Genomic DNA, 17,692 nt, shown 5'->3' with positions numbered 1-17,692 from the left:
CCGGATCCCGTCTGGCCGGCAGACGACTGCGCCCCGCGGCCGGGAATCGGAGGCGGGGCGCAGTGTCTGTCGAGCGGGGTTCAGCCGAAGCGACCCGAGATGTAGTCCTCGGTTGCCTTCTGCGTCGGGTTGGAGAAGATCTTCTCCGTGTCGTCGATCTCGACGAGCTGACCCGGCTTGCCGGTGGCCTCGAGATTGAAGAACGCCGTCTGATCGCTCACGCGGGCAGCCTGCTGCATGTTGTGCGTGACGATGACGATGGTGAAGTCCTTCTTCAGTTCGGTGATCAGATCCTCGATCGCCAAGGTGGAGATGGGGTCGAGGGCCGAGCACGGTTCGTCCATCAGGAGGACGTCCGGCGAGACCGCGATGGCCCGCGCGATGCACAGACGCTGCTGCTGTCCACCGGAGAGCCCGCCGCCCGGCTTGTCGAGCCGATCTTTGACCTCGTTCCACAGGTTCGCGCCGCGCAGCGATCGCTCGGCCACCTCGTCGAGGCGCTTCTTGTTGCGCTCGCCCTGCAGCTTGAGTCCGGCGACGACGTTGTCCTTGATGGACATGGTCGGGAACGGGTTGGGGCGCTGGAACACCATTCCGATGGTCTTGCGAACACCGACCGGGTCGACACTCGAACCGTAGATGTCCTCGCCGTCGAGCAGCACCGAACCTTCCACGCGGGCACCGGGGATGACCTCGTGCATGCGGTTGAGGGAACGAAGAACTGTGGACTTGCCGCAACCGGACGGGCCGATGAACGCGGTGACGCTCCGGGGCGGGACGGACAGGCCCACATCTGCGACGGCGTGGAATTTGCCGTAGTAGATGTTGACGTCCTTGAGATCCAGACGCTTGGCCATTACCGGCTCCCTACTGAGTGGTTCGCTGAATGAGTCTGTAGTTCAACTGTGAACGTGAATTGTGTGCGTGTCACTTGCTGCGCACCTGAGCGAAGTGGCCGATCGCCTTGGCCGCGATGTTGAGGATCGCGATCAGCAGGATCAGCGTCAGGGCTGCGCCCCAGATGCGGTTGGTGCCGGCGTCGGTGGGATTGTTCATCTCGGCGACCATGACGGACGGCAGGGTGCCCATCTCGCCGTTGAAGAGGTCGAAGTTGATGAACGGTGCGTAGCCGACGAGGATGAGCAACGGTGCGGTCTCACCGAGCACGCGGGCCAGTGCCAGCATGACGCCGGTGATGATGCCCGGCAGTGCGGTCGGCAGAACGATTTTCGCGATGGTCTTCCATTTGGGAACACCGAGTGCCCACGATGCCTCGCGCAGATCCATCGGCACGATGCGCAGCATTTCCTCGGTGGAGCGGATGACGACCGGCACCATCAGGAGCACCAAGGCGAGCGAGACCGCGAAGGCGGACTTCGGGAAGCCGAAGGTCGCGATCCACAGGGCGTAGATGAACAGCGCTGCCACGATGGACGGAACACCGCTGAGGATGTCGACCATGAAGGTGGTGAGCTTGCCGAGTTTCGACTTACGGTCGGCGTATTCCACCAGGTAGATGGCGACGAAGATGCCGAGCGGGATGGAGAAGATCGCGCACACGATGCCTTGCATCAAGGTGCCGATCAGGGCGTGATAGACGCCGCCCCCGGACGCGGATGCGGTCAGACCGCTCAGCGAGTTCGTGAACCACGTGGCGGAGGTGACGGCGGGCAGCCCCTTGGCGATGACCGTGTACAGCACCCAGACCAGCGGGACGAGTGCGACGAGCACGGCCAAGCTGACCAGCACTGTCGCCGCGACGTCGGTGATCCGGCGACGGGTACCGACACCCTGGAAGGTGGGTCCCTTGACCGGCTTGTCCAGTGTGGTGGTCATGAGTCCTTCTTTCCGGCGATCACGGCGCGAGCCGCTGCGTTGACGACGAAGGTCAGCACGAAGAGCACCAGACCGGCCGCGATGTACGCACCCGCCTGGATGTCGTTGTTGAACTCCGCGTATCCGAGGGCGATCTTGGAGGCGATGGTGGAGCCGCCGTCGAACAGCGACCAGCCGAAGGCCTGCGAGGTGGTGCGCAGGATCAGGTACAGGGCCATCGTCTCACCGAGCGCGCGTCCGAGACCGAGCATCGAACCGCTGATGTATCCGGACTTGCCGAACGGAATGACCGTCGTACGAACAACTTCCCAGCGGGTGGCGCCGAGAGCGAGCGCGGCTTCGATCTGGGCGCGCGGGGTCTGGATGAACACCTCGCGGGTGACGGCCGTGATGACCGGCAGGATCATCACGGCGAGCACGATGCCTGCGGTGAAGATGGTGCCGCCACCGGTGATGGAACCGCTGCCGTCCGCAAAGAGCGGAAACCAGCCGAGGGTTTTGTTGAGCCACACGGCAATCGGCGTGATGGCAGGCGCGAAGACGAGCAGGCCCCACAGTCCGTAGACGATGGACGGCACCGCCGCGAGCAGATCGATCGTGTACGAGAGCGGCTTGGTCAGCCACTTCGGGGAGTACGACGTCAGGAAGATCGCGATACCCAGGGCGATGGGCATCGCCAGCACCAACGCGAAGAGTGAGACGAGGACCGTGACCTGAAAAAGATCCAGGACGCCGAATGCCATCTCGTTGATTTTCTGGGTGACCCATTCCCGACTGGTCAGGAAGTTCGCCTGGTTCCGGCTCAGTGCCGGGACGGCCCGCCAGATCAGGAACGCGCCGATGGCGGCGATGACGACGGTGATGAAGATGGCCGAACCCGAAGCCAGGGAGCTGAAGATGCGGTCGCCCGGTCGGGTCACCGTCTTCGATTCGCCGGTCAGCGGACCGTCGCCCTTCGGCGACTGGTCGGTGGCGGTGGCCTTGGTGGAAGTAATCGTGTCCTCCGTGGTGGTGCCGTTCGGACCGCCCACCCCGGCTCCGCTGGATGCAGAGCCGGGAGAACGAGTTGTCGAGGTGATGGGCGCATCGCTCATGAGCGCTCGAATTCCTTCACGTCTGAATGTAGATTCATGGGCGTGTCCGCACGAGTCCGCGGGTCAGTCAGCTCAGCCGATGGCCGAGATCGACGCGTTCAGGCGGTCTTTGACGTTCGCGGGCAGCGGGACGTAGCCCTGCTCGGCGAGATCGGCCTGGCCCTCGTTTGCCGCGCTGGTCAGGAACGACTTCACCGCTGCGGAGGTGTCCGCGTCGTAGCCCTTGGAGCAGACGATCGAGTAGGTGGCGAGCACCAGCGGGTACGAGCCGGCATCACTGGTCTTGAAGATCGAGTCCAGGTCGAGGGTCAAATCGCCTGCGGCATCGGACTTGAACTTGGCCTGCGAAATCGACTTGGCGGCAGAATCATCGGTCAGCGCGACAGCTTCGGATCCGGTGTTGACCTCGGCGATCGACAGCTTGTTCTGATCGGAGAAGGACTTCTCGACGTACGTGATCGAACCCGGCGCGGTGGACACGGCCTGTGCTACTCCGGCTGAACCCTTGGCGCCCTCACCGACGCCACCGGTGAAGTCTGAGCCGGCGCCGGAGGTCCAGGCACCGTTGGATGCTGCGGCCAGGTACTTCTGGAAGTTGTCCGTGGTGCCCGACGAATCGGAGCGGATGACGGGGGTGATCTTCTCGTCCGGCAGCTTGGCGTCGGAGTTCAGTGCGGCGATGGCCGGGTCGTTCCAGTTGGTGATGCCGCCGTTGAAGATCTTCGCGAGAACCTCGGCGTTCAGGACCAGCTTGTCGACGCCACTGAGGTTGTAGGCGACCGCGATGGGGCCGAAGACGAGGGGAAGGTTCCAGGCTTCGCCGCCGACGCAACGCTCCTTGGCCTTGTCCGCCTGCTCGTCCTTGATAGCGGAGTCGGAACCGGCGAAGTCGATCTGGCCGGCGATGAACTGGGTGCGCCCGTCACCGGAACCGCTGGGGTTGTACGCGACGTTGACCGTCTTGCCCTTGGACTGACACACCGCGATGTACGTCGCGACGAACTGGTCCATGGCGTTCTTCTGGGCCGAGGATCCAGCCGCGGAAAGATTGCTCTTGCCGTCGCAGCTGGCCGTCGATGCCGAGGTGTCCACGCCACTCGACGACGCATTGTTGTCACTGCCACATGCGGCCAAGGTCATCGCACCTACGGCCACTACGCCGAGCAGGGCACCACTGCGCTTGAGATTCACCGAAAATCCTCCGGAAGTCGCTACCGCCACGCCCTGATCGGGAGGCGACATGAGATGCGGGTGAAGCACACCCGTATCAGGCAACGCGGCGCTGCCCACAAGGAAAAGTAAGGGGGCGCGGTGTCCGTTTGGACCACACGTGGTGAACGGAAGGTGAACAGACCGGAGATTTATGTGTTGGTAAAGCCTTCAGGCGCGGGCGTATGCCATGTCGACGTGGAATCGGTCGAAACCGAGCCTGTCGTAGGTATGCAAGGCCGCGGTGTTGTCACCCTCGACGTAGAGCAGCACCGTGGCGAGACCGCGGTCCCGCAGATAGTGCAGTCCGGCCAGAGTCAGGATTCGCCCGAGCCCCTTTCCCTGAGCGGCCGGGTCGATGCCGACGACGTAGACCTCCCCGAGTTCGGGGTCGTCGCCTTCCGGCGGGTGCACCTTGGTCCAGTGGAATCCCAGCAACGTGTCCGGATCGGCGGCATCGAAGGCGAGGAACAATCCGGCCGGGTCGAACCAGCCTTCGCCGGTGCGTTCGTCGATGTCGGCACCGGTCCAGCCACCCTGCTCCGGATGCCACGAGAACGCGGCGTTGTTGACGCGTAGAACCTCTGCATCGTCCGTCGAATCGGCGTAGGTGCGCAACGTGATCGAATCGGGAACGACGATCTCCGGCAGCGGCGGCGCCGCGAGCGGACGGCGGAGTTGAAGCAGCTCCCGCGCCGGGACCAGGTTCAGCGACTTGGCGAAACCTTCGGCGGCAGCGATGTTTCCGTGCGCCCAGATGCGGGTTCCCGGCCGACCGGCACCGAATACCGACTCGGCCAGAGCGGTGCCGACGCCTTCACGCCTGCGACCGGGGTCGACCACCAGTTCCGCCATGTCCGGATGCTCGCCGGAGCCGGCCTGCAACTGTGCATAGCCGATCACCGCCTCACCGTCGGCGGTGACGAAATGGCGAGCGTCGCCACGACCTGCCACTGCCTGCCTGCCCTGCTCGGACACCGGGGCTTTACCGTCGACTCCGGTCGCCCGGTCGATCAGGTCGACGACCTGTCGGGCGGTCTCCGGGCTCAACGACTCGGTCGCACTCATTCTCACATCACCGATCCGTCCGAGACGTCGTACTCGACGTCCTCATCGTCCTCGAAGTGCACGGGAACTACCGCGCCACCTTTGGTTCGGGTCGGTCGAACTGCCTTGTACCCGACATTGCGAACTGTACCGATCAAGGATTCGTACTCGGTGCCGAGCTTCGCCCGCAACCGACGGACGTGAACGTCCACCGTCCTGGTTCCACCGAAGAAGTCGTAGCCCCATACCTCCTGCAACAGCTGAGCGCGGGTGAACACCCGGCCGGCGTGCTGCGCGAGATACTTGAGGAGCTCGAACTCCTTGTAAGTCAAGTCGAGGGGCCGCCCACGCAGTCGTGCCGTGTACGTCCCCTCGTCGATGACCAGTTCGCCGAGCGTGATCTTGCCCGACGCTTCCGAACTGGCCACACCACCGCTACGCGCGACCAGCAGCCGCAATCGAGCGTCCACCTCCGCCGGCCCCGTACCGGGAAGCAGAATGTCGTCCAATCCCCAGTCCGCGTTCACTGCGACGAGCCCACCTTCGTTGAGCACCGCCACCACCGGGACCGCCGAACCGGTACTGCCGAGAAGCCGACACAAACCTCGGGCTGCAGCCAGGTCGGTACGCGCGTCCACGAGAGCCACATCAGCAGAGTTCGCCTCGAGAAGCGACGACACCTCCGTAGGCGCCGGTCGAACCGTGTGAGCCAGCAAAGCCAACGCCGGCAGCACAGCTTCCGGGTCGGGGTCGGAGGTGAGGAGGAGTAGCTCCACACGGCCTCCTATCTAGTAGCCCGCGCACCCGGTCGGGCGACGCTCGAGTAGTTCGACGCTTTCGGTCGGACACCACATTAGCGTGCCTGGTACCGGGGCCGTCGCGCAGAAGCCGGACGCGAGTCGGTCACAATGGTGGCGTGCGCAAACTGATCATCGGCATCGTCTTCCTTCTCGGCCTCGGGTTGGTCGCCGACTTCGGCGCCGCCGCGTACGCCGAGTACCGGGTTTCGCGCGAACTTCGCACCGGCGCGTCACTGACTGCCGACCCCGAAGTGACGTTCCACGGCTTTCCCTTTCTCACCCAGGCGCTCAACGGAAAGTACGAGGACGTCTACATCCGGGCGACGGGTGTGCACAGCAACATCGTCGGCGAAGTCACCGTCGAAGCCGACCTGCGCGGGGTGAAGGTGCCACTGTCGGATCTGGTCAACGGGAAGGTCACCCAACTGCCCGTCGACAAGCTGGACGGGCGAATGGGCATCAACGCCACTGACCTCGGAAAGCTACTGGACATCCCTGACCTGCAAGTATCGGCTCCTCCCGGGGACAAGTCCGACGGCACCGGCGGTAGCGGCGGTAGCGGAGCCAGCACGGCGGGGGCAGTCGTCCTCAGCGGCACGGTCGCCGTCGGGCCTGTCGAGACCGCGGTCAGCGTTCAGGCGAACCTCTTACTCGACGGCGATCAGGTGAAGATCGTCGCCAGTAACCTGTACTTCGGACCCGAAGGACAGGCCGACTTCTCGATCCCTGCAGTACTCGAGCCTCTGGTCCTGGGCATGTTCAGTTACACCATCGACCCCAAGTCGCTCCCGTTCGACGTCAAGCCGAGCCTCGTCTACGCCGAAGGCGGAAGAATAGTGATCGAAGGAAGCACTCAGAACACCGTCATCGATCTAGCGGAACTGCAGAACCGATGATCGGAATCACAATCCTCGTCGTCGCCCTGGTGCTCGTAGTCGCCGTCGGCTTCTTCCTGAAATCACGCAACGGTGCGGTCCGAGCGCGTCCCGCGACGGCACCCGGCACCTCGACCGACCGCCTGGCCCTGCTCCGCGGTGCGGGTGTGGAATCCGTCGGCGGCGGCCCGGTAGTGCTGCACTTCTCCGCCGACTGGTGCGGTCCGTGTGCTGCTGTCCGCCGTGTCGTGGGCCAGGTCGTCACCACGATGGCGAGTGCTCCGCGTCCACCGCTGGAGGTCGAACTCGACATCGACCACGAAGCTGCCCTCGCCCGCGAGATGAGTGTGCTTTCGCTACCGACCACCTTCATCCTCGACGGCGACCTGACCGAGCGATTCCGCGTGTCAGGGGTGCCGTCCGCAGGCGATCTCGAGGCTGCCCTGGTACCACTGTCCGGACCCTCCGAGCCAAAATCCGGGAATCCGGGGTAAACTCTTCGACGTGTCCTCCCGCCACGAGCTGATGCTCACCCGTCGCCGCGCAGTAGACCTGTGCCGCCTCGGTGGCTGTTGCTGTACTTGTTGCTGATCACCAGCCCTGTCAGGTCACCCTGACTGCGAGCTTTCGCTCACGTGATCGATACGCCGGGCCTTGCGGTCCGCGTTCTCGGCCCAGGCAAGCACCATGCAATCCAGCGCAGGAGCACACCGATGTCCACCAGCACACCCCCACTCGAACAAGTAGACGTTCGCGGGCCGCGCTTCGCGGCGTGGGTCACCACCGCAGTTCTCGTCATCACTCTCGTGCTGTCCACCTTTGCACCGATCGCCGCCGGAATCCTGCTCGCGCTGCAGGCCGTCGTCTTCGCGATCGGCGCCGCCCGCGGACCGAAAGCGAGCCCGTACGGGCAAATCTTCGGACAGCTGGTAGCTCCGAGAATCTCCCCGGTGAGCGAGCGGGAACCTGTTGCGCCGCTTCGCTTCGCGCAGTTGGTCGGTTTCGTCTTCGCCCTGGTGGGAACCGTCGGATTCTTCGCCGGTTCAGTGCTGGTCGGTGGCATAGCCACCGGGTTCGCGCTCGTCGCGGCACTACTCAACGCCGCTTTCGGCATCTGCCTCGGCTGCCAGCTGTACCCGTTCGTCGCCAGGTTCCGCCATGCCGAAACCACCGCGACTGCGTGAAAAGCCCTACCTCACAGTCTCTCCGAACAACGAACCAAGCAAGACCACCACTTCGAAAGGAACACCATGGCTCGCTCCGACGTCCTAGTCTCCGCCGACTGGGCTGAGCAGAACCTCACCGCCCCCAAGACCGTATTCGTGGAGGTGGACGAGGACACCAGCGCATACGACGGCGGCCACATCGAGGGTGCAGTCAAGCTCGACTGGCGCAAGGACCTCCAGGACGCCGTCCGCCGCGACTTCCTGAACCAGGAGCAGTTCTCGGATCTGCTGTCCGCCAAGGGCATCGCCAACGACGACACCGTCGTTCTCTACGGCGGCAACAACAACTGGTTCGCCGCCTACGCGTACTGGTACTTCAAGCTGTACGGCCACCAGGACATCAAGCTGATCGACGGCGGACGCAAGAAGTGGGAACTCGACGGACGCCCCCTCTCCAAGGATGCCGTCAACCGCGAGGCCACCCAGTACAAGGCCGCGACCCCCGACTTCTCGATCCGCGCATTCCGCGACGAGGTCATCGACGCCATCGGCAGCAAGAACCTCGTCGACGTCCGCAGCCCTGACGAGTTCTCCGGCAAGATCCTCGCGCCCGCGCACCTTCCGCAGGAGCAGGCTCAGCAGAAGGGCCACGTCCCCGGGGCCATCAACATCCCGTGGAGCACCACCGCCAACGAGGACGGCACCTTCAAGTCCGACGACGACCTTGCCAAGCTGTACGCGGACAAGGGCTTCGACGACACCAAGGAAACGATCGCCTACTGCCGCATCGGCGAGCGCTCGAGCCACACCTGGTTCGTGCTGCAGGAGATCCTCGGCAAGAACAACGTCAAGAACTACGACGGCAGCTGGGTCGAATACGGCTCACTCGTCGGCGCACCGATCGAATTGGGAGCCTGATCATGTGTGGAGCACCAACCCAGGGACAGACACTGCCTGCCGGCGTCGACGTCGAGAAGGAAACGGTCATCACCGGCCGTGTGCTCGCCGGTGACGGCCAGCCCATCGGCGGCGCATTCGTTCGTCTGCTCGACGGATCCGGTGAGTTCACTGCCGAGGTAGTGGCGTCCGGTACCGGAGATTTCCGGTTCTTCGCCGCTCCGGGCGAGTGGACCGTCCGCGCGCTGTCGAGCTCGGGCAACGGCACCTCCACCGTCGCGCCCGAGGGCTCGGGCGTGCACAGCGTGGACGTCACCGTCGGCTGAACGAAGAAGTAACCGACGAGGCCGATTGTCGGCCGTATCGGCCCCGCACCCGCTTGCAGGTGCGGGGCCGACGTCGTTCTCGACAAGTAGGTTCCCTCCCGATTTTTCCGGTCGATCGGCGCGGTCTAAGATGGCAGGCGTGGTCATCTTCTTCGAGGTACTTCTCGCACTCGCTTCCGTCATGATCGCTTGGTTCTCGGTGTACGTCGTGTACCGCTTGGTCACCGACGAGTCGTGAGTCAAGCTCCGGATTCAGAGTCCGACGCGCCATCGTCCGACGCGCCATCGTCCGACGCTGACGAGTCCGGCGCCGCACCCGCCGTTCGCCGTGGCAGCGGGGACGAGGCTGTCGCGATCGCGGTCGAGCGTTCCAAGTCGACGGCGTCTCTGAACATCCCGACGCTGCCGGATCTGCCGGTGCCCGAGGACACCGCAAATCTGAGGTTGGGCCCGGACATCAATCCCGAACTTCTAGCTCTTCTGCCCCTGGTCGGCGTCTGGCGCGGCGAAGGCGAAGGACACGGCGAGAACGGCGACTACCCCTTCGGACAGCAGATCGTCATCTCCCACGACGGCGGGCCTTACCTGGTTTGGGAATCACGCTCCTGGCGACTCGACTCCGAGGGCTCGTACCTCAGCCCCGATCTTCGGGAAACCGGCTACTGGCGTATGGGCGGTGACGGTATCCCGGGCAGCGTCAACCAGGAAGTCGTGGAACTGCTGCTCACTCACAGCTCCGGTGTCGTGGAAATGTACTACGGCCGGGCATTGACCCAGGCGTCGTGGGAGCTTGCGACGGACGTCGTGATCCGCAGCCAGTCCGGTGCACTGTACGGCGGCGCGAAGCGCCTCTACGGCATCGTCGAGGGCGGCGATCTCGCTTACGTCGAGGAACGCATCATGGCCGACGGTGGTCTCGAGCCGCGCCTGTCGGCGCGTCTGTCACGCTATATCGGCTAACTGTTCACTGGGTCCGCCGCATTCCACAGGTACGTTCTGAACAGGCGTTCCTGGACGTTTCTGTCGTCAGATCTACCCGTCGCGGAACGCAGTTCCAGAGCTACTGCGTTGAAGGATCGTCGACGCGGTAATGCGTCCGAACTCTCCGGTAATGCGACCCTGGTCTTCGGCTGGGAGGAAATGGAAGGGGCGGCGTGTCGAACCGCCACCGAGGTTCGGACCATCCTCGAACGAGGCTGATGGTCGGGACCTGATCCCTGCACCCGCTGCGCGCTTTTGTCAACCGCCGGGGGTTGACAAAGGCGCACAGCACAGGAGCGACCCCCGAGCCGTTCCGCCGTGTATGTGGCGGTCCCGGTCGGACTGATCGGGGGCTCGGGGGTCGGGTAACTGCCGGGGATTCGCCGGCCGCTGTCGCGGTAAGTGAATTCCGTCAGAGCTTGCGGCTAGCTGGCAGCCACCTCACGCGTCCGTCTGTACTTCAATTTCAGACCACCTCCTTCCTTGTGTACTGGCGAAGGTACTCCCCCTTCAACGAGTCGGCAACGTATTTTCGGCCGCTGTTCGCCCCACGCGTATCACCTGGTCAGCTCGGGTATCTTCGGGTAGTTGGTGCGTGACGATCATGACGGCGCGGCCGGAATCGAGCAGCGGGTCGTATCGGTCGAGGAGTCGGCGGAGCAACTCGTCGCCCGCTGCCGCGTCCAGGTGTTCGGTCGGCTCGTCGAGGAGCAGGATCTCTGCCGGTGACACCAGTGCCCGCGCCAGGAGCAGGCGTCGGCGCTCGCCACCGGACACGGCCCGCATTCCGCCGACGAGGGTGGTGTCGAGTCCGTCCGGCAGGTTCGCGAACCACTCCCCCAGCCCGACTGAATGCAGGACTTGCAGAGCGTCTTCGACTGTGAGGTCGCCGCGTGCGACACGAAGGTTTTCGAGGACGGACGTGTCGAAGAGGTGCGCGTCCTCGGCGAAATATCCGATGTGCCGGCGGAGTTCGGCCGGGTCGATGTCCGACACCGGGATGCCACCGACGGATACGTCGCCCTCGATCGCTGTCAACAACCCGGCGAGTGTCATCAGAGCTGAGGTCTTGCCGGCTCCGCTGGCTCCGACAACGGCGATTCGATCACCACAACCGAGTTCGAGCGAAAGCGGCTCGGTCACCGCGCCGCCCGGCCAGCCGGCGCGCATGTCAACTGCGGACACGGTTCCGTCTTCCGGCCACGCTCGGGTGCCGGCGGCGTCTTCGTCGGTGGCCTTGTCGAGAACCGCCATGATCCTGGTGGACGCCAGTCGTGCCTTGGTGAGTGCGGTCGCGGCTGCAGGCAGCGCCGCGGTGCCCTCGAACGCGGAGAGCGGCAGTAACACCAGGATGCCAAGGGCCATGGGCGACATGTCGACGGATCCGTAAAGGGTGATACCGATCAGTAACGATCCGAGGACACTGACCCCGATGGCAAGAGGTGTTGCCGCGGCGGCGAAGGCGCTGGGAACTGCGGCGCGGTCCGTGGCATCGATCACCGCGTGTTCGGCTCGCACCGCATCGGCGACGGCATTGTCGAGGCGTCCGGCCACCCGCAGTTCGGCGGCGTGATCGAGTGCCGTCACCGCGGTCTCGCTGAATTGTGCTGCGGAAGCGGCGCCGTCCGCCTCGGCGGTCTTCGCCGCGTGGGCCGACAGCCACGGCGCACCGATACCGGACACTGCGAGGGCGAGCGCCAGGATCACGGCTGCCGGGACGGAGATGAACAGCAGTACTCCCACGGCGGCGATCGACAGGATCGCCGATACCGCAATGGGAACAACCGCTTTCACGACGACGTCACCGAGTGCATCGACGTCGGCGCCGGTGCGTGCGAGCAGATCACCTCGCCGTAGGCCTGCGGCTGCGGCCGGGTCACCTGATGCGAGCCGCTGATACAGCCTGGCCCGGGCGGAGGTGGTGCCGCGCAACGCGACATCGTGCGTCGTGAGACGTTCGAGATAGCGGAACACTCCACGCGAGATACCCAGAGCACGTACGGCCACCACGGCAACGCTGAGGTCGAGTACCGGCGGCATCTGCCACGCGCGGGTGATCAGCCACGCCGACAACGCCGCCAGGGCCAGTGCGCTGCCCAAGGTGGCGGCCCCGGCTGCGACGGCCGCCAGTACTCGCCGTGGTTGCAGTTCGAGCAGGCTCAACGCCCGCAGCAGCGGATCAGTTCTCATGAGCCTGCACCTGCACGATCCGATCGGCGGCCGCGAGCACCATGGGCCGGTGCCCGATCACCAGGACGGTGTCGCCGCGCCGAGCGCGTGCCGCGAGAGCTGCCAACACTGCTCCTTCCGAGTCCGCGTCGAGGTGCGCGGTGGGTTCGTCGAGGACGAGGACGGGGCGGTCGGATGCAAGGACGCGGGTGAGCGCGAGCCGTTGACGTTGACCGAGGGACAGCCCGGTGCCGCCGACGCCGAGAACGGTGTCCAGCCCTGCCGGAAGTTCGGGCAGGACGGTATCGAATCCAGTTGCTGTAGAAGCAGATCTGAGGTCAGCTTCCTCGAGAGTTCCAGTGAGATCCAGATTCTCGCGGACCGTCCCGGGAACGAGTACCGGATGTTGTGGAAGCCAGGCGGTCTGCGCCCACCAGCGATCGGCGTCGAGGTCCGTCACGTCGACACCACCGACCGTGACCCGGCCGGTGTCCGGCCCGATCAGTCCGAGCAGCGCCGACACCGCGGTCGACTTTCCGGAGCCGTTGGGTCCGGTGAGGACGGTGATCTGCCCCGGCGCGGCGACGGCGGACAATCGGTGCGGCGCGGCCCCACCTCGTGAGGCGACGCTCAGCCCGCTGAAGACGATTTCGGCGCCGCGGGCGGTCACCGTTGCCGCACCGGGTACCGGGGCTTCCGCGTCGGCCTCGATGACCTCGAAAGCTTTCTCCGCAGCTGCCATTCCGTCTTCGGCAGCGTGGAACTGGGTGCCGACCGAGCGCAGCGGCAGGTACACCTCGGGGGCGAGGATCAGCGCCACTATTCCGGCTTCGAGTGCCATCTCACCGAAGACGAGTCGCAAGCCGATGCTGACGGCGACGAGCGCGACGCACAGGGTCGCCAATAGTTCGAGAACCATCGAGGACAGGAAGGCGATCCGCAGCGCCGACATGGTGGTGCGGCGATGGGAGTCGCCGAGTTCGCGTACTCGCTCGGCCGGTCCTTGCTGGCGTCCGAGGGCGCGCAGGGTCGGCAGTCCGGCGAGGAGGTCGAGAAGTTGCGAGGACAGCGTCGTCATCGAGGCCAGCGTCTTCTCCGACTTCCCCTTCGTCAGCAGCCCGATGAGGATCATGAAGATCGGGATCAGCGGCAGGGTCACGAAGATTATCACTGCTGACGTCATGTCGTGCAGCGCGATGACGAGCAGTGTGATCGGGGTCAGCGTCACCGACAGGATCAAGGCCGGCAGATAGCCGGTGAGGTACGGGCCCAGTCCGTCGACGCCACGGGTGAGGACGGTCGCGACCTCGTCGCGCCGCGGGTTCAGTGCGCGAGGGCTCATTGCCGTTGCGGCGGTGAGTACCCCGTCCTTGATCTCGGCCACCACTCGCGTCGATGCCCGGTGCGCGTACCGCGCCTGCAGCCAGGTCACTGCCACCCGCACTGCCACCGCAGCCGCGAGGATACCGAGCTCGGTGGTCCACGAAGACACCTCGACGGTTCGGGTGGTGATGACTCCTGCCAGCACCCGGCCGATCATCAGTGCGGTGACCACGACCGCCGCGACGTTGACGATCGACAGGACGACGGTGAGGGTCAGATATCCACGAGCAGAAGCGGAATGGCGCCACAGCCGCGGATCGATCGGCCCCCGGCGACGCTCCCGAGCGATGGGGGCGTCGCCTACCTCGATGGTCATTTCGCCCGCGCCGGCAGACCGATCGACGGCGGAATCTGCTTGGCGGAGATGCGTTGACGAAACACCCAGTACGTCCAACCCTGGTAGATGAGCACCACCGGAGTCATGAATGCAGCCGCCCAGGTCATCACCTTCAGCGTGTACGGACTCGACGACGCGTTCTCGATGGTCAGGCTCCACTCCGGGTTCAGCGTGGACGGCATGACGTTGGGGAACAGCGAGGCGAACAGCAGCACGACGGTGGCGATGACGGCGACGGTGGTCAGGACGAATGCCCAGCCTTCCATCTCGGCGCGGGTGAGGAACACGACACCGATCAGTGCGGCGGCAGCAGCGGCGACGAGCAGCCAGGTCCAGCCCTTGCCGTAGGCGAGTTGTGTCCAGAGGACGAATCCGCCTGCTACCGGGATTGCCGGGACGGCCAGCCGGGCAGCGAGCTTGACGGCGTCTTCGCGAATCTCGCCGGATGTCTTGAGCGCCAGGAACACCGCTCCGTGCAGGGCGAAGACGAGGGCGGTGGTCAGTCCGCCGAGCAGGGCGTAGGGGTTGAGAAGGTCGAAGAACCCCGAGACGACCTGCTTGTTCTCGTCGATCGCCACGCCGCGCACGATGTTCGCGAACGCCACACCCCACAGGACTGCGGGTACCCAGGATCCGAAGATGATGCCCCAGTCACAGCGACGACGCCAGGTGTCGTCGTCGATCTTGCCGCGCCATTCGATGGCGCAGATCCGAACGATCAAGGCCACCAGGATGATCAGTAGTGGCAGGTAGAATCCGGAGAACAGCGTGGCGTACCACTCGGGGAAGGCGGCGAACAACGCCCCGCCCGCGGTGATGAGCCACACTTCGTTGCCGTCCCAGACGGGGCCGATGGTGTTCAGAGCCGTACGTCGGCGAGTGTCGGCCGGAATGTCGCTGCCTCGCCCCACGATCGGCATGAGCATGCCAACTCCGAAGTCGAATCCCTCGAGGACGAAGTATCCGATGAAGAGTACTGCGACGAGCACGAACCATACTTCTTGTAGTCCCATGATCGCCTCCTAGTATGCGAACGAGAGTTGCTTGGGCTTGTCGGGGTCATCCGGCTCGTCGTGGTCGTTGTCTCCCGGTGGATGTTTGTCGTGTTCGAGTGGGCCTTCCTTGGCATAGCGCACGATCAACTTGAACCAGACGACACCCAGCGCACCGTAGAGGACGGTGAAGGTGATCAGCGATGCCCAGACCGTCGCCGTAGCGTGATCCGAAACACCTTGATCGACAGTGAGTCTGATCATGTCGACGCCGGTCGGGTTGGGATGCACCACCCATGGTTGACGGCCCATCTCGGTGAAGATCCAGCCGGCACTGTTGGCCAGGAACGGGGTGGGGATTGCGGCGATGCTGAGGATGCCGAACCACTTCTGATCCGGGATGCGCCCCTTTCGGGTTACCCACAGTCCGGCCAGTGCCAGTGCGGCGGAACCGCCGGCCAGGCCGATCATCGCGCGGAACGACCAGTAGGTGACAAAGAGGTTGGGTCGGTAGTTTCCCGGGCCGTAGTCGATCTCGGCCTGTTCCTGGAGTTGGTTGACGCCTTGGAGTTCGACGCCGGTGAACCTGCCTTCGGCGAGCCAGGACAGCACGTACGGCACCTTGAACACGTGCGTGACGCTGTCACAGTTGTTGTGGGTTCCGATGGTGAGGATGGAGAAATCCGGATCCATCTCGGTGTCGCACAACGATTCCGCCGAGGCCATTTTCATGGGTTGCTGCTCGAACATCAGCTTGCCTTGGACGTCACCGGTGTAGATGAGTCCGACACCGGCGAGGATCATGACGATGAGGGAGAACCTCGTGGCGGGGCGGAACATCGTGCGGGCCTCGGATTCGAGGTGCGCGGCCGTCTCGGCGTCGGCCGTCTTGGCGCGGCGCATGTTTCGCACCATCCACCAACCGCTGATGCCGGCCACGAAGGTGGCGGCAGTCAGGAACGCTCCGGCCACCGCGTGTGGGAAGGCCGCCAGCGCCGTGTTGTTGGTGAGCAGTTCGGTGATGCTGGTGAGTTCGGCGCGGCCCTTCTCCTCGTTGTAGACAGCGCCGACGGGGTGCTGCATGAAGGAGTTGGCGGCGATGATGAAGAACGCGGACGCGTTCACGCCGATGGCGACCAGCCAAATCGTCGCCAGGTGAACAAGTTTGGGCAACCTACCCCAACCGAAGATCCACAGTCCGAGGAACGTGGATTCGAGGAAGAAGGCAACGAGGCCTTCGAGTGCGAGTGGCGCGCCGAACACGTCACCGACGAATCTCGAGTACTCGCTCCAGTTCATACCGAATTGGAACTCCTGCACGATGCCGGTGGCGACACCGAGGGCGAAGTTGATCAGGAACAACTTGCCGAAGAACTTGGTGAGCCGGTACCAGTGATCCTTCTTGGTGATCACCCACATCGTCTGCATCGCCGCGATCATCGGAGCCAGTCCGATGGTCAGCGGAACCAGGATGAAGTGGTAGACGGTGGTGATACCGAACTGCCACCTGGAGACGTCCAAAGTATCCATTGACTACTCCGAGAGTAGGGCCCTGGGACAGGCTTGAGGGTGCGAAACGCGGGCAGTCGCTCGACCCCTGCGGACACGGTACTGCTGTCCGATTTGGACCGCAGGACTTTGCTACTACTTAATGTAGTAGCAAAGCGTCCGGAAACCTATTCCGCCTACTCGGTCGAATCCGAATCGATTGCACGGTCAACCAGTTCCGAGAATTCCTCGACATTCTTCGGTTCCGAGAGGGTCAGGCCGTCGAGCGTTCTCACCCGCGCCGCCAACGTGACACTGGAAACCAGCCACACCCCGTCGGCGGTGATCAAATCCGCAGGTCGAAGGGCTTCGTACCGGCAGTCGAAGCGCCGTCCACCCGCTACGTCGAACAGGGCCCGCTGCGTCGTCCCGATCAGGATGCCGTGCTCGGCGGGCGGCGTGATCAATGTCCGATCCCGCAACACGATCACCGAAGAACGTGGCCCTTCCAACACATTGCCCTCCGAACTGACGAAGATCACATCGTCGGCACCGGAATCGGCGGCGAATCGCAGGGCCGCCATGTTGGTCGCGTACGACAACGTCTTCGCGCCGAGCAGCTGCCACGGCGCTCGCTCGGACAGATCGATCGAGTAACCACGCTCGAGCGTGATCACCGAGACACCCGATTCGCGAGCGTGCTTCACCCGATCCGCCACCGGGCCGACCATGACGAACGACGTGGGGTCACCGCCACTCTCTCGCCCACGGGTGTACACCAGGCGCATCGCGCCCTCTGCCGAATCGCCCCATTCCTCGGCCGCCATCTCGATCGCCAGACGCCAGTCGTCGAGCACCGGAGCGGGCAGACCCAGCGCCCGCGCACTGCGAACCAGTCGACTCAAATGCCCTTCCACGACCCGCGCTCGACCGTCGCGAATCAACAACGTCTCGAAGACCCCGTCGCCACGCACCACCGACAGATCATCGGCGTGGAGAAAAGGAACGTCGGCGTCGAGCACCTTGTGATCAAGAGTCACCAATACGCGATCAGGCATGCCCTCAACCCTAACGATCCGCACCGCCTGCGGG

General features: G+C 64.5%; 18 protein-coding genes. 7 read left to right on the top strand and 11 right to left on the bottom strand.

Features of this window, described 5'->3' with window-relative positions:
- Positions 1-80: 80 nt before the first annotated feature.
- The 6 genes from pstB to ABH922_RS02105 all read right to left on the bottom strand — a co-directional run bounded on the left by pstB (position 81) and on the right by ABH922_RS02105 (position 5,962).
- Positions 81-857, bottom strand: coding sequence for a phosphate ABC transporter ATP-binding protein PstB (pstB, locus tag ABH922_RS02130; protein ID WP_424805360.1), 777 nt, complete (start codon positions 855-857; stop codon positions 81-83).
- Between the two features lie 70 nt (positions 858-927).
- Complete coding sequence (gene pstA / locus ABH922_RS02125) at positions 928-1,836, bottom strand: phosphate ABC transporter permease PstA (RefSeq protein ID WP_424805359.1); 909 nt, start codon at positions 1,834-1,836, stop codon at positions 928-930.
- Positions 1,833-2,930: a phosphate ABC transporter permease subunit PstC gene (gene pstC, locus ABH922_RS02120; RefSeq protein ID WP_424805358.1), complete on the bottom strand. Its 1,098-nt coding sequence runs from the start codon at positions 2,928-2,930 to the stop codon at positions 1,833-1,835. Before pstC ends, pstA begins: the two co-directional genes overlap by 4 nt.
- A gap of 72 nt (positions 2,931-3,002) precedes the next feature.
- Positions 3,003-4,121: a phosphate ABC transporter substrate-binding protein PstS gene (pstS, locus tag ABH922_RS02115; protein WP_424805357.1), complete on the bottom strand. Its 1,119-nt coding sequence runs from the start codon at positions 4,119-4,121 to the stop codon at positions 3,003-3,005.
- 189 nt (positions 4,122-4,310) lie between these two features.
- Positions 4,311-5,207, bottom strand: a complete 897-nt coding sequence (mshD, locus tag ABH922_RS02110; RefSeq protein WP_424805356.1) for a mycothiol synthase — start codon at positions 5,205-5,207, stop codon at positions 4,311-4,313.
- A gap of 2 nt (positions 5,208-5,209) precedes the next feature.
- Positions 5,210-5,962 carry a winged helix-turn-helix transcriptional regulator gene (locus tag ABH922_RS02105; protein ID WP_424805355.1) on the bottom strand — a complete coding sequence of 251 codons (753 nt, stop codon included), beginning with the start codon at positions 5,960-5,962 and terminating at the stop codon, positions 5,210-5,212.
- A gap of 140 nt (positions 5,963-6,102) precedes the next feature.
- Here ABH922_RS02105 and ABH922_RS02100 point away from each other — a divergent pair, with 140 nt between their 5' ends.
- The 7 genes from ABH922_RS02100 to ABH922_RS02070 all read left to right on the top strand — a co-directional run bounded on the left by ABH922_RS02100 (position 6,103) and on the right by ABH922_RS02070 (position 10,210).
- Entirely contained in the window at positions 6,103-6,882 is a 780-nt protein-coding gene (locus tag ABH922_RS02100; protein WP_424805354.1) for an LmeA family phospholipid-binding protein, read from the top strand.
- Complete coding sequence (locus tag ABH922_RS02095; protein WP_424805353.1) at positions 6,879-7,355, top strand: thioredoxin family protein; 477 nt, start codon at positions 6,879-6,881, stop codon at positions 7,353-7,355. Before ABH922_RS02100 ends, ABH922_RS02095 begins: the two co-directional genes overlap by 4 nt.
- A 10-nt stretch (positions 7,356-7,365) precedes the next feature.
- On the top strand, positions 7,366-7,452 hold the full coding sequence (locus tag ABH922_RS02090) for a putative leader peptide (protein WP_424809527.1): 87 nt from the start codon (positions 7,366-7,368) through the stop codon (positions 7,450-7,452).
- A 122-nt stretch (positions 7,453-7,574) separates the two neighbouring features.
- Positions 7,575-8,045, top strand: coding sequence for a DUF4395 domain-containing protein (locus tag ABH922_RS02085; protein WP_424805352.1), 471 nt, complete (start codon positions 7,575-7,577; stop codon positions 8,043-8,045).
- 66 nt (positions 8,046-8,111) lie between these two features.
- Complete coding sequence (locus ABH922_RS02080) at positions 8,112-8,945, top strand: sulfurtransferase (protein ID WP_424805351.1); 834 nt, start codon at positions 8,112-8,114, stop codon at positions 8,943-8,945.
- A 2-nt stretch (positions 8,946-8,947) separates the two neighbouring features.
- The gene (locus ABH922_RS02075; RefSeq protein WP_424805350.1) at positions 8,948-9,250 is read left to right on the top strand and encodes a DUF1416 domain-containing protein; all 303 of its coding nucleotides are present in this window, start codon (positions 8,948-8,950) and stop codon (positions 9,248-9,250) included.
- 354 nt (positions 9,251-9,604) lie between these two features.
- Positions 9,605-10,210, top strand: coding sequence for an FABP family protein (locus ABH922_RS02070; RefSeq protein WP_424809526.1), 606 nt, complete (start codon positions 9,605-9,607; stop codon positions 10,208-10,210).
- 531 nt (positions 10,211-10,741) lie between these two features.
- Here ABH922_RS02070 and cydC read toward each other — a convergent pair.
- From cydC to ABH922_RS02045, 5 genes are all read right to left on the bottom strand, one after another.
- The gene (cydC, locus tag ABH922_RS02065) at positions 10,742-12,421 is read right to left on the bottom strand and encodes a thiol reductant ABC exporter subunit CydC (RefSeq protein WP_424805349.1); all 1,680 of its coding nucleotides are present in this window, start codon (positions 12,419-12,421) and stop codon (positions 10,742-10,744) included.
- Positions 12,411-14,099, bottom strand: coding sequence for a thiol reductant ABC exporter subunit CydD (cydD, locus tag ABH922_RS02060; RefSeq protein WP_424805348.1), 1,689 nt, complete (start codon positions 14,097-14,099; stop codon positions 12,411-12,413). The genes cydC and cydD overlap by 11 nt, the downstream gene beginning before the upstream one ends.
- Entirely contained in the window at positions 14,096-15,133 is a 1,038-nt protein-coding gene (gene cydB / locus ABH922_RS02055) for a cytochrome d ubiquinol oxidase subunit II (protein ID WP_424805347.1), read from the bottom strand. The genes cydD and cydB overlap by 4 nt, the downstream gene beginning before the upstream one ends.
- A 9-nt stretch (positions 15,134-15,142) precedes the next feature.
- Complete coding sequence (locus tag ABH922_RS02050) at positions 15,143-16,642, bottom strand: cytochrome ubiquinol oxidase subunit I (RefSeq protein ID WP_424805346.1); 1,500 nt, start codon at positions 16,640-16,642, stop codon at positions 15,143-15,145.
- A gap of 155 nt (positions 16,643-16,797) precedes the next feature.
- A complete protein-coding gene (locus tag ABH922_RS02045; protein WP_424805345.1) occupies positions 16,798-17,658 on the bottom strand; it encodes an aminodeoxychorismate lyase in 861 nt (286 codons plus the stop codon).
- Positions 17,659-17,692 lie beyond the last annotated feature (34 nt).

The sequence above is a fragment of the Rhodococcus sp. 27YEA15 genome, assembly GCF_049739425.1.
Lineage (GTDB): Bacteria > Actinomycetota > Actinomycetes > Mycobacteriales > Mycobacteriaceae > Rhodococcus_F.
This window is presented reverse-complemented; position numbering and strand designations above follow the sequence as displayed.

What these genes read in the sequence shown, in the direction of transcription:
- pstB (WP_424805360.1), bottom strand. Translation starts at nt 857, where the DNA reads ATGGCCAAGCGTCTGGATCTCAAGGACGTCAACATCTACTACGGCAAA.
- pstA (WP_424805359.1), bottom strand. Translation starts at nt 1,836, where the DNA reads ATGACCACCACACTGGACAAGCCGGTCAAGGGACCCACCTTCCAGGGT.
- pstC (WP_424805358.1), bottom strand. Translation starts at nt 2,930, where the DNA reads ATGAGCGATGCGCCCATCACCTCGACAACTCGTTCTCCCGGCTCTGCA.
- mshD (WP_424805356.1), bottom strand. Translation starts at nt 5,207, where the DNA reads ATGAGTGCGACCGAGTCGTTGAGCCCGGAGACCGCCCGACAGGTCGTC.
- ABH922_RS02095 (WP_424805353.1), top strand. Translation starts at nt 6,879, where the DNA reads ATGATCGGAATCACAATCCTCGTCGTCGCCCTGGTGCTCGTAGTCGCC.
- ABH922_RS02085 (WP_424805352.1), top strand. Translation starts at nt 7,575, where the DNA reads ATGTCCACCAGCACACCCCCACTCGAACAAGTAGACGTTCGCGGGCCG.
- ABH922_RS02080 (WP_424805351.1), top strand. Translation starts at nt 8,112, where the DNA reads ATGGCTCGCTCCGACGTCCTAGTCTCCGCCGACTGGGCTGAGCAGAAC.
- ABH922_RS02075 (WP_424805350.1), top strand. Translation starts at nt 8,948, where the DNA reads ATGTGTGGAGCACCAACCCAGGGACAGACACTGCCTGCCGGCGTCGAC.
- cydC (WP_424805349.1), bottom strand. Translation starts at nt 12,421, where the DNA reads ATGAGAACTGATCCGCTGCTGCGGGCGTTGAGCCTGCTCGAACTGCAA.
- cydD (WP_424805348.1), bottom strand. Translation starts at nt 14,099, where the DNA reads ATGACCATCGAGGTAGGCGACGCCCCCATCGCTCGGGAGCGTCGCCGG.
- cydB (WP_424805347.1), bottom strand. Translation starts at nt 15,133, where the DNA reads ATGGGACTACAAGAAGTATGGTTCGTGCTCGTCGCAGTACTCTTCATC.
- ABH922_RS02050 (WP_424805346.1), bottom strand. Translation starts at nt 16,642, where the DNA reads ATGGATACTTTGGACGTCTCCAGGTGGCAGTTCGGTATCACCACCGTC.
- ABH922_RS02045 (WP_424805345.1), bottom strand. Translation starts at nt 17,658, where the DNA reads ATGCCTGATCGCGTATTGGTGACTCTTGATCACAAGGTGCTCGACGCC.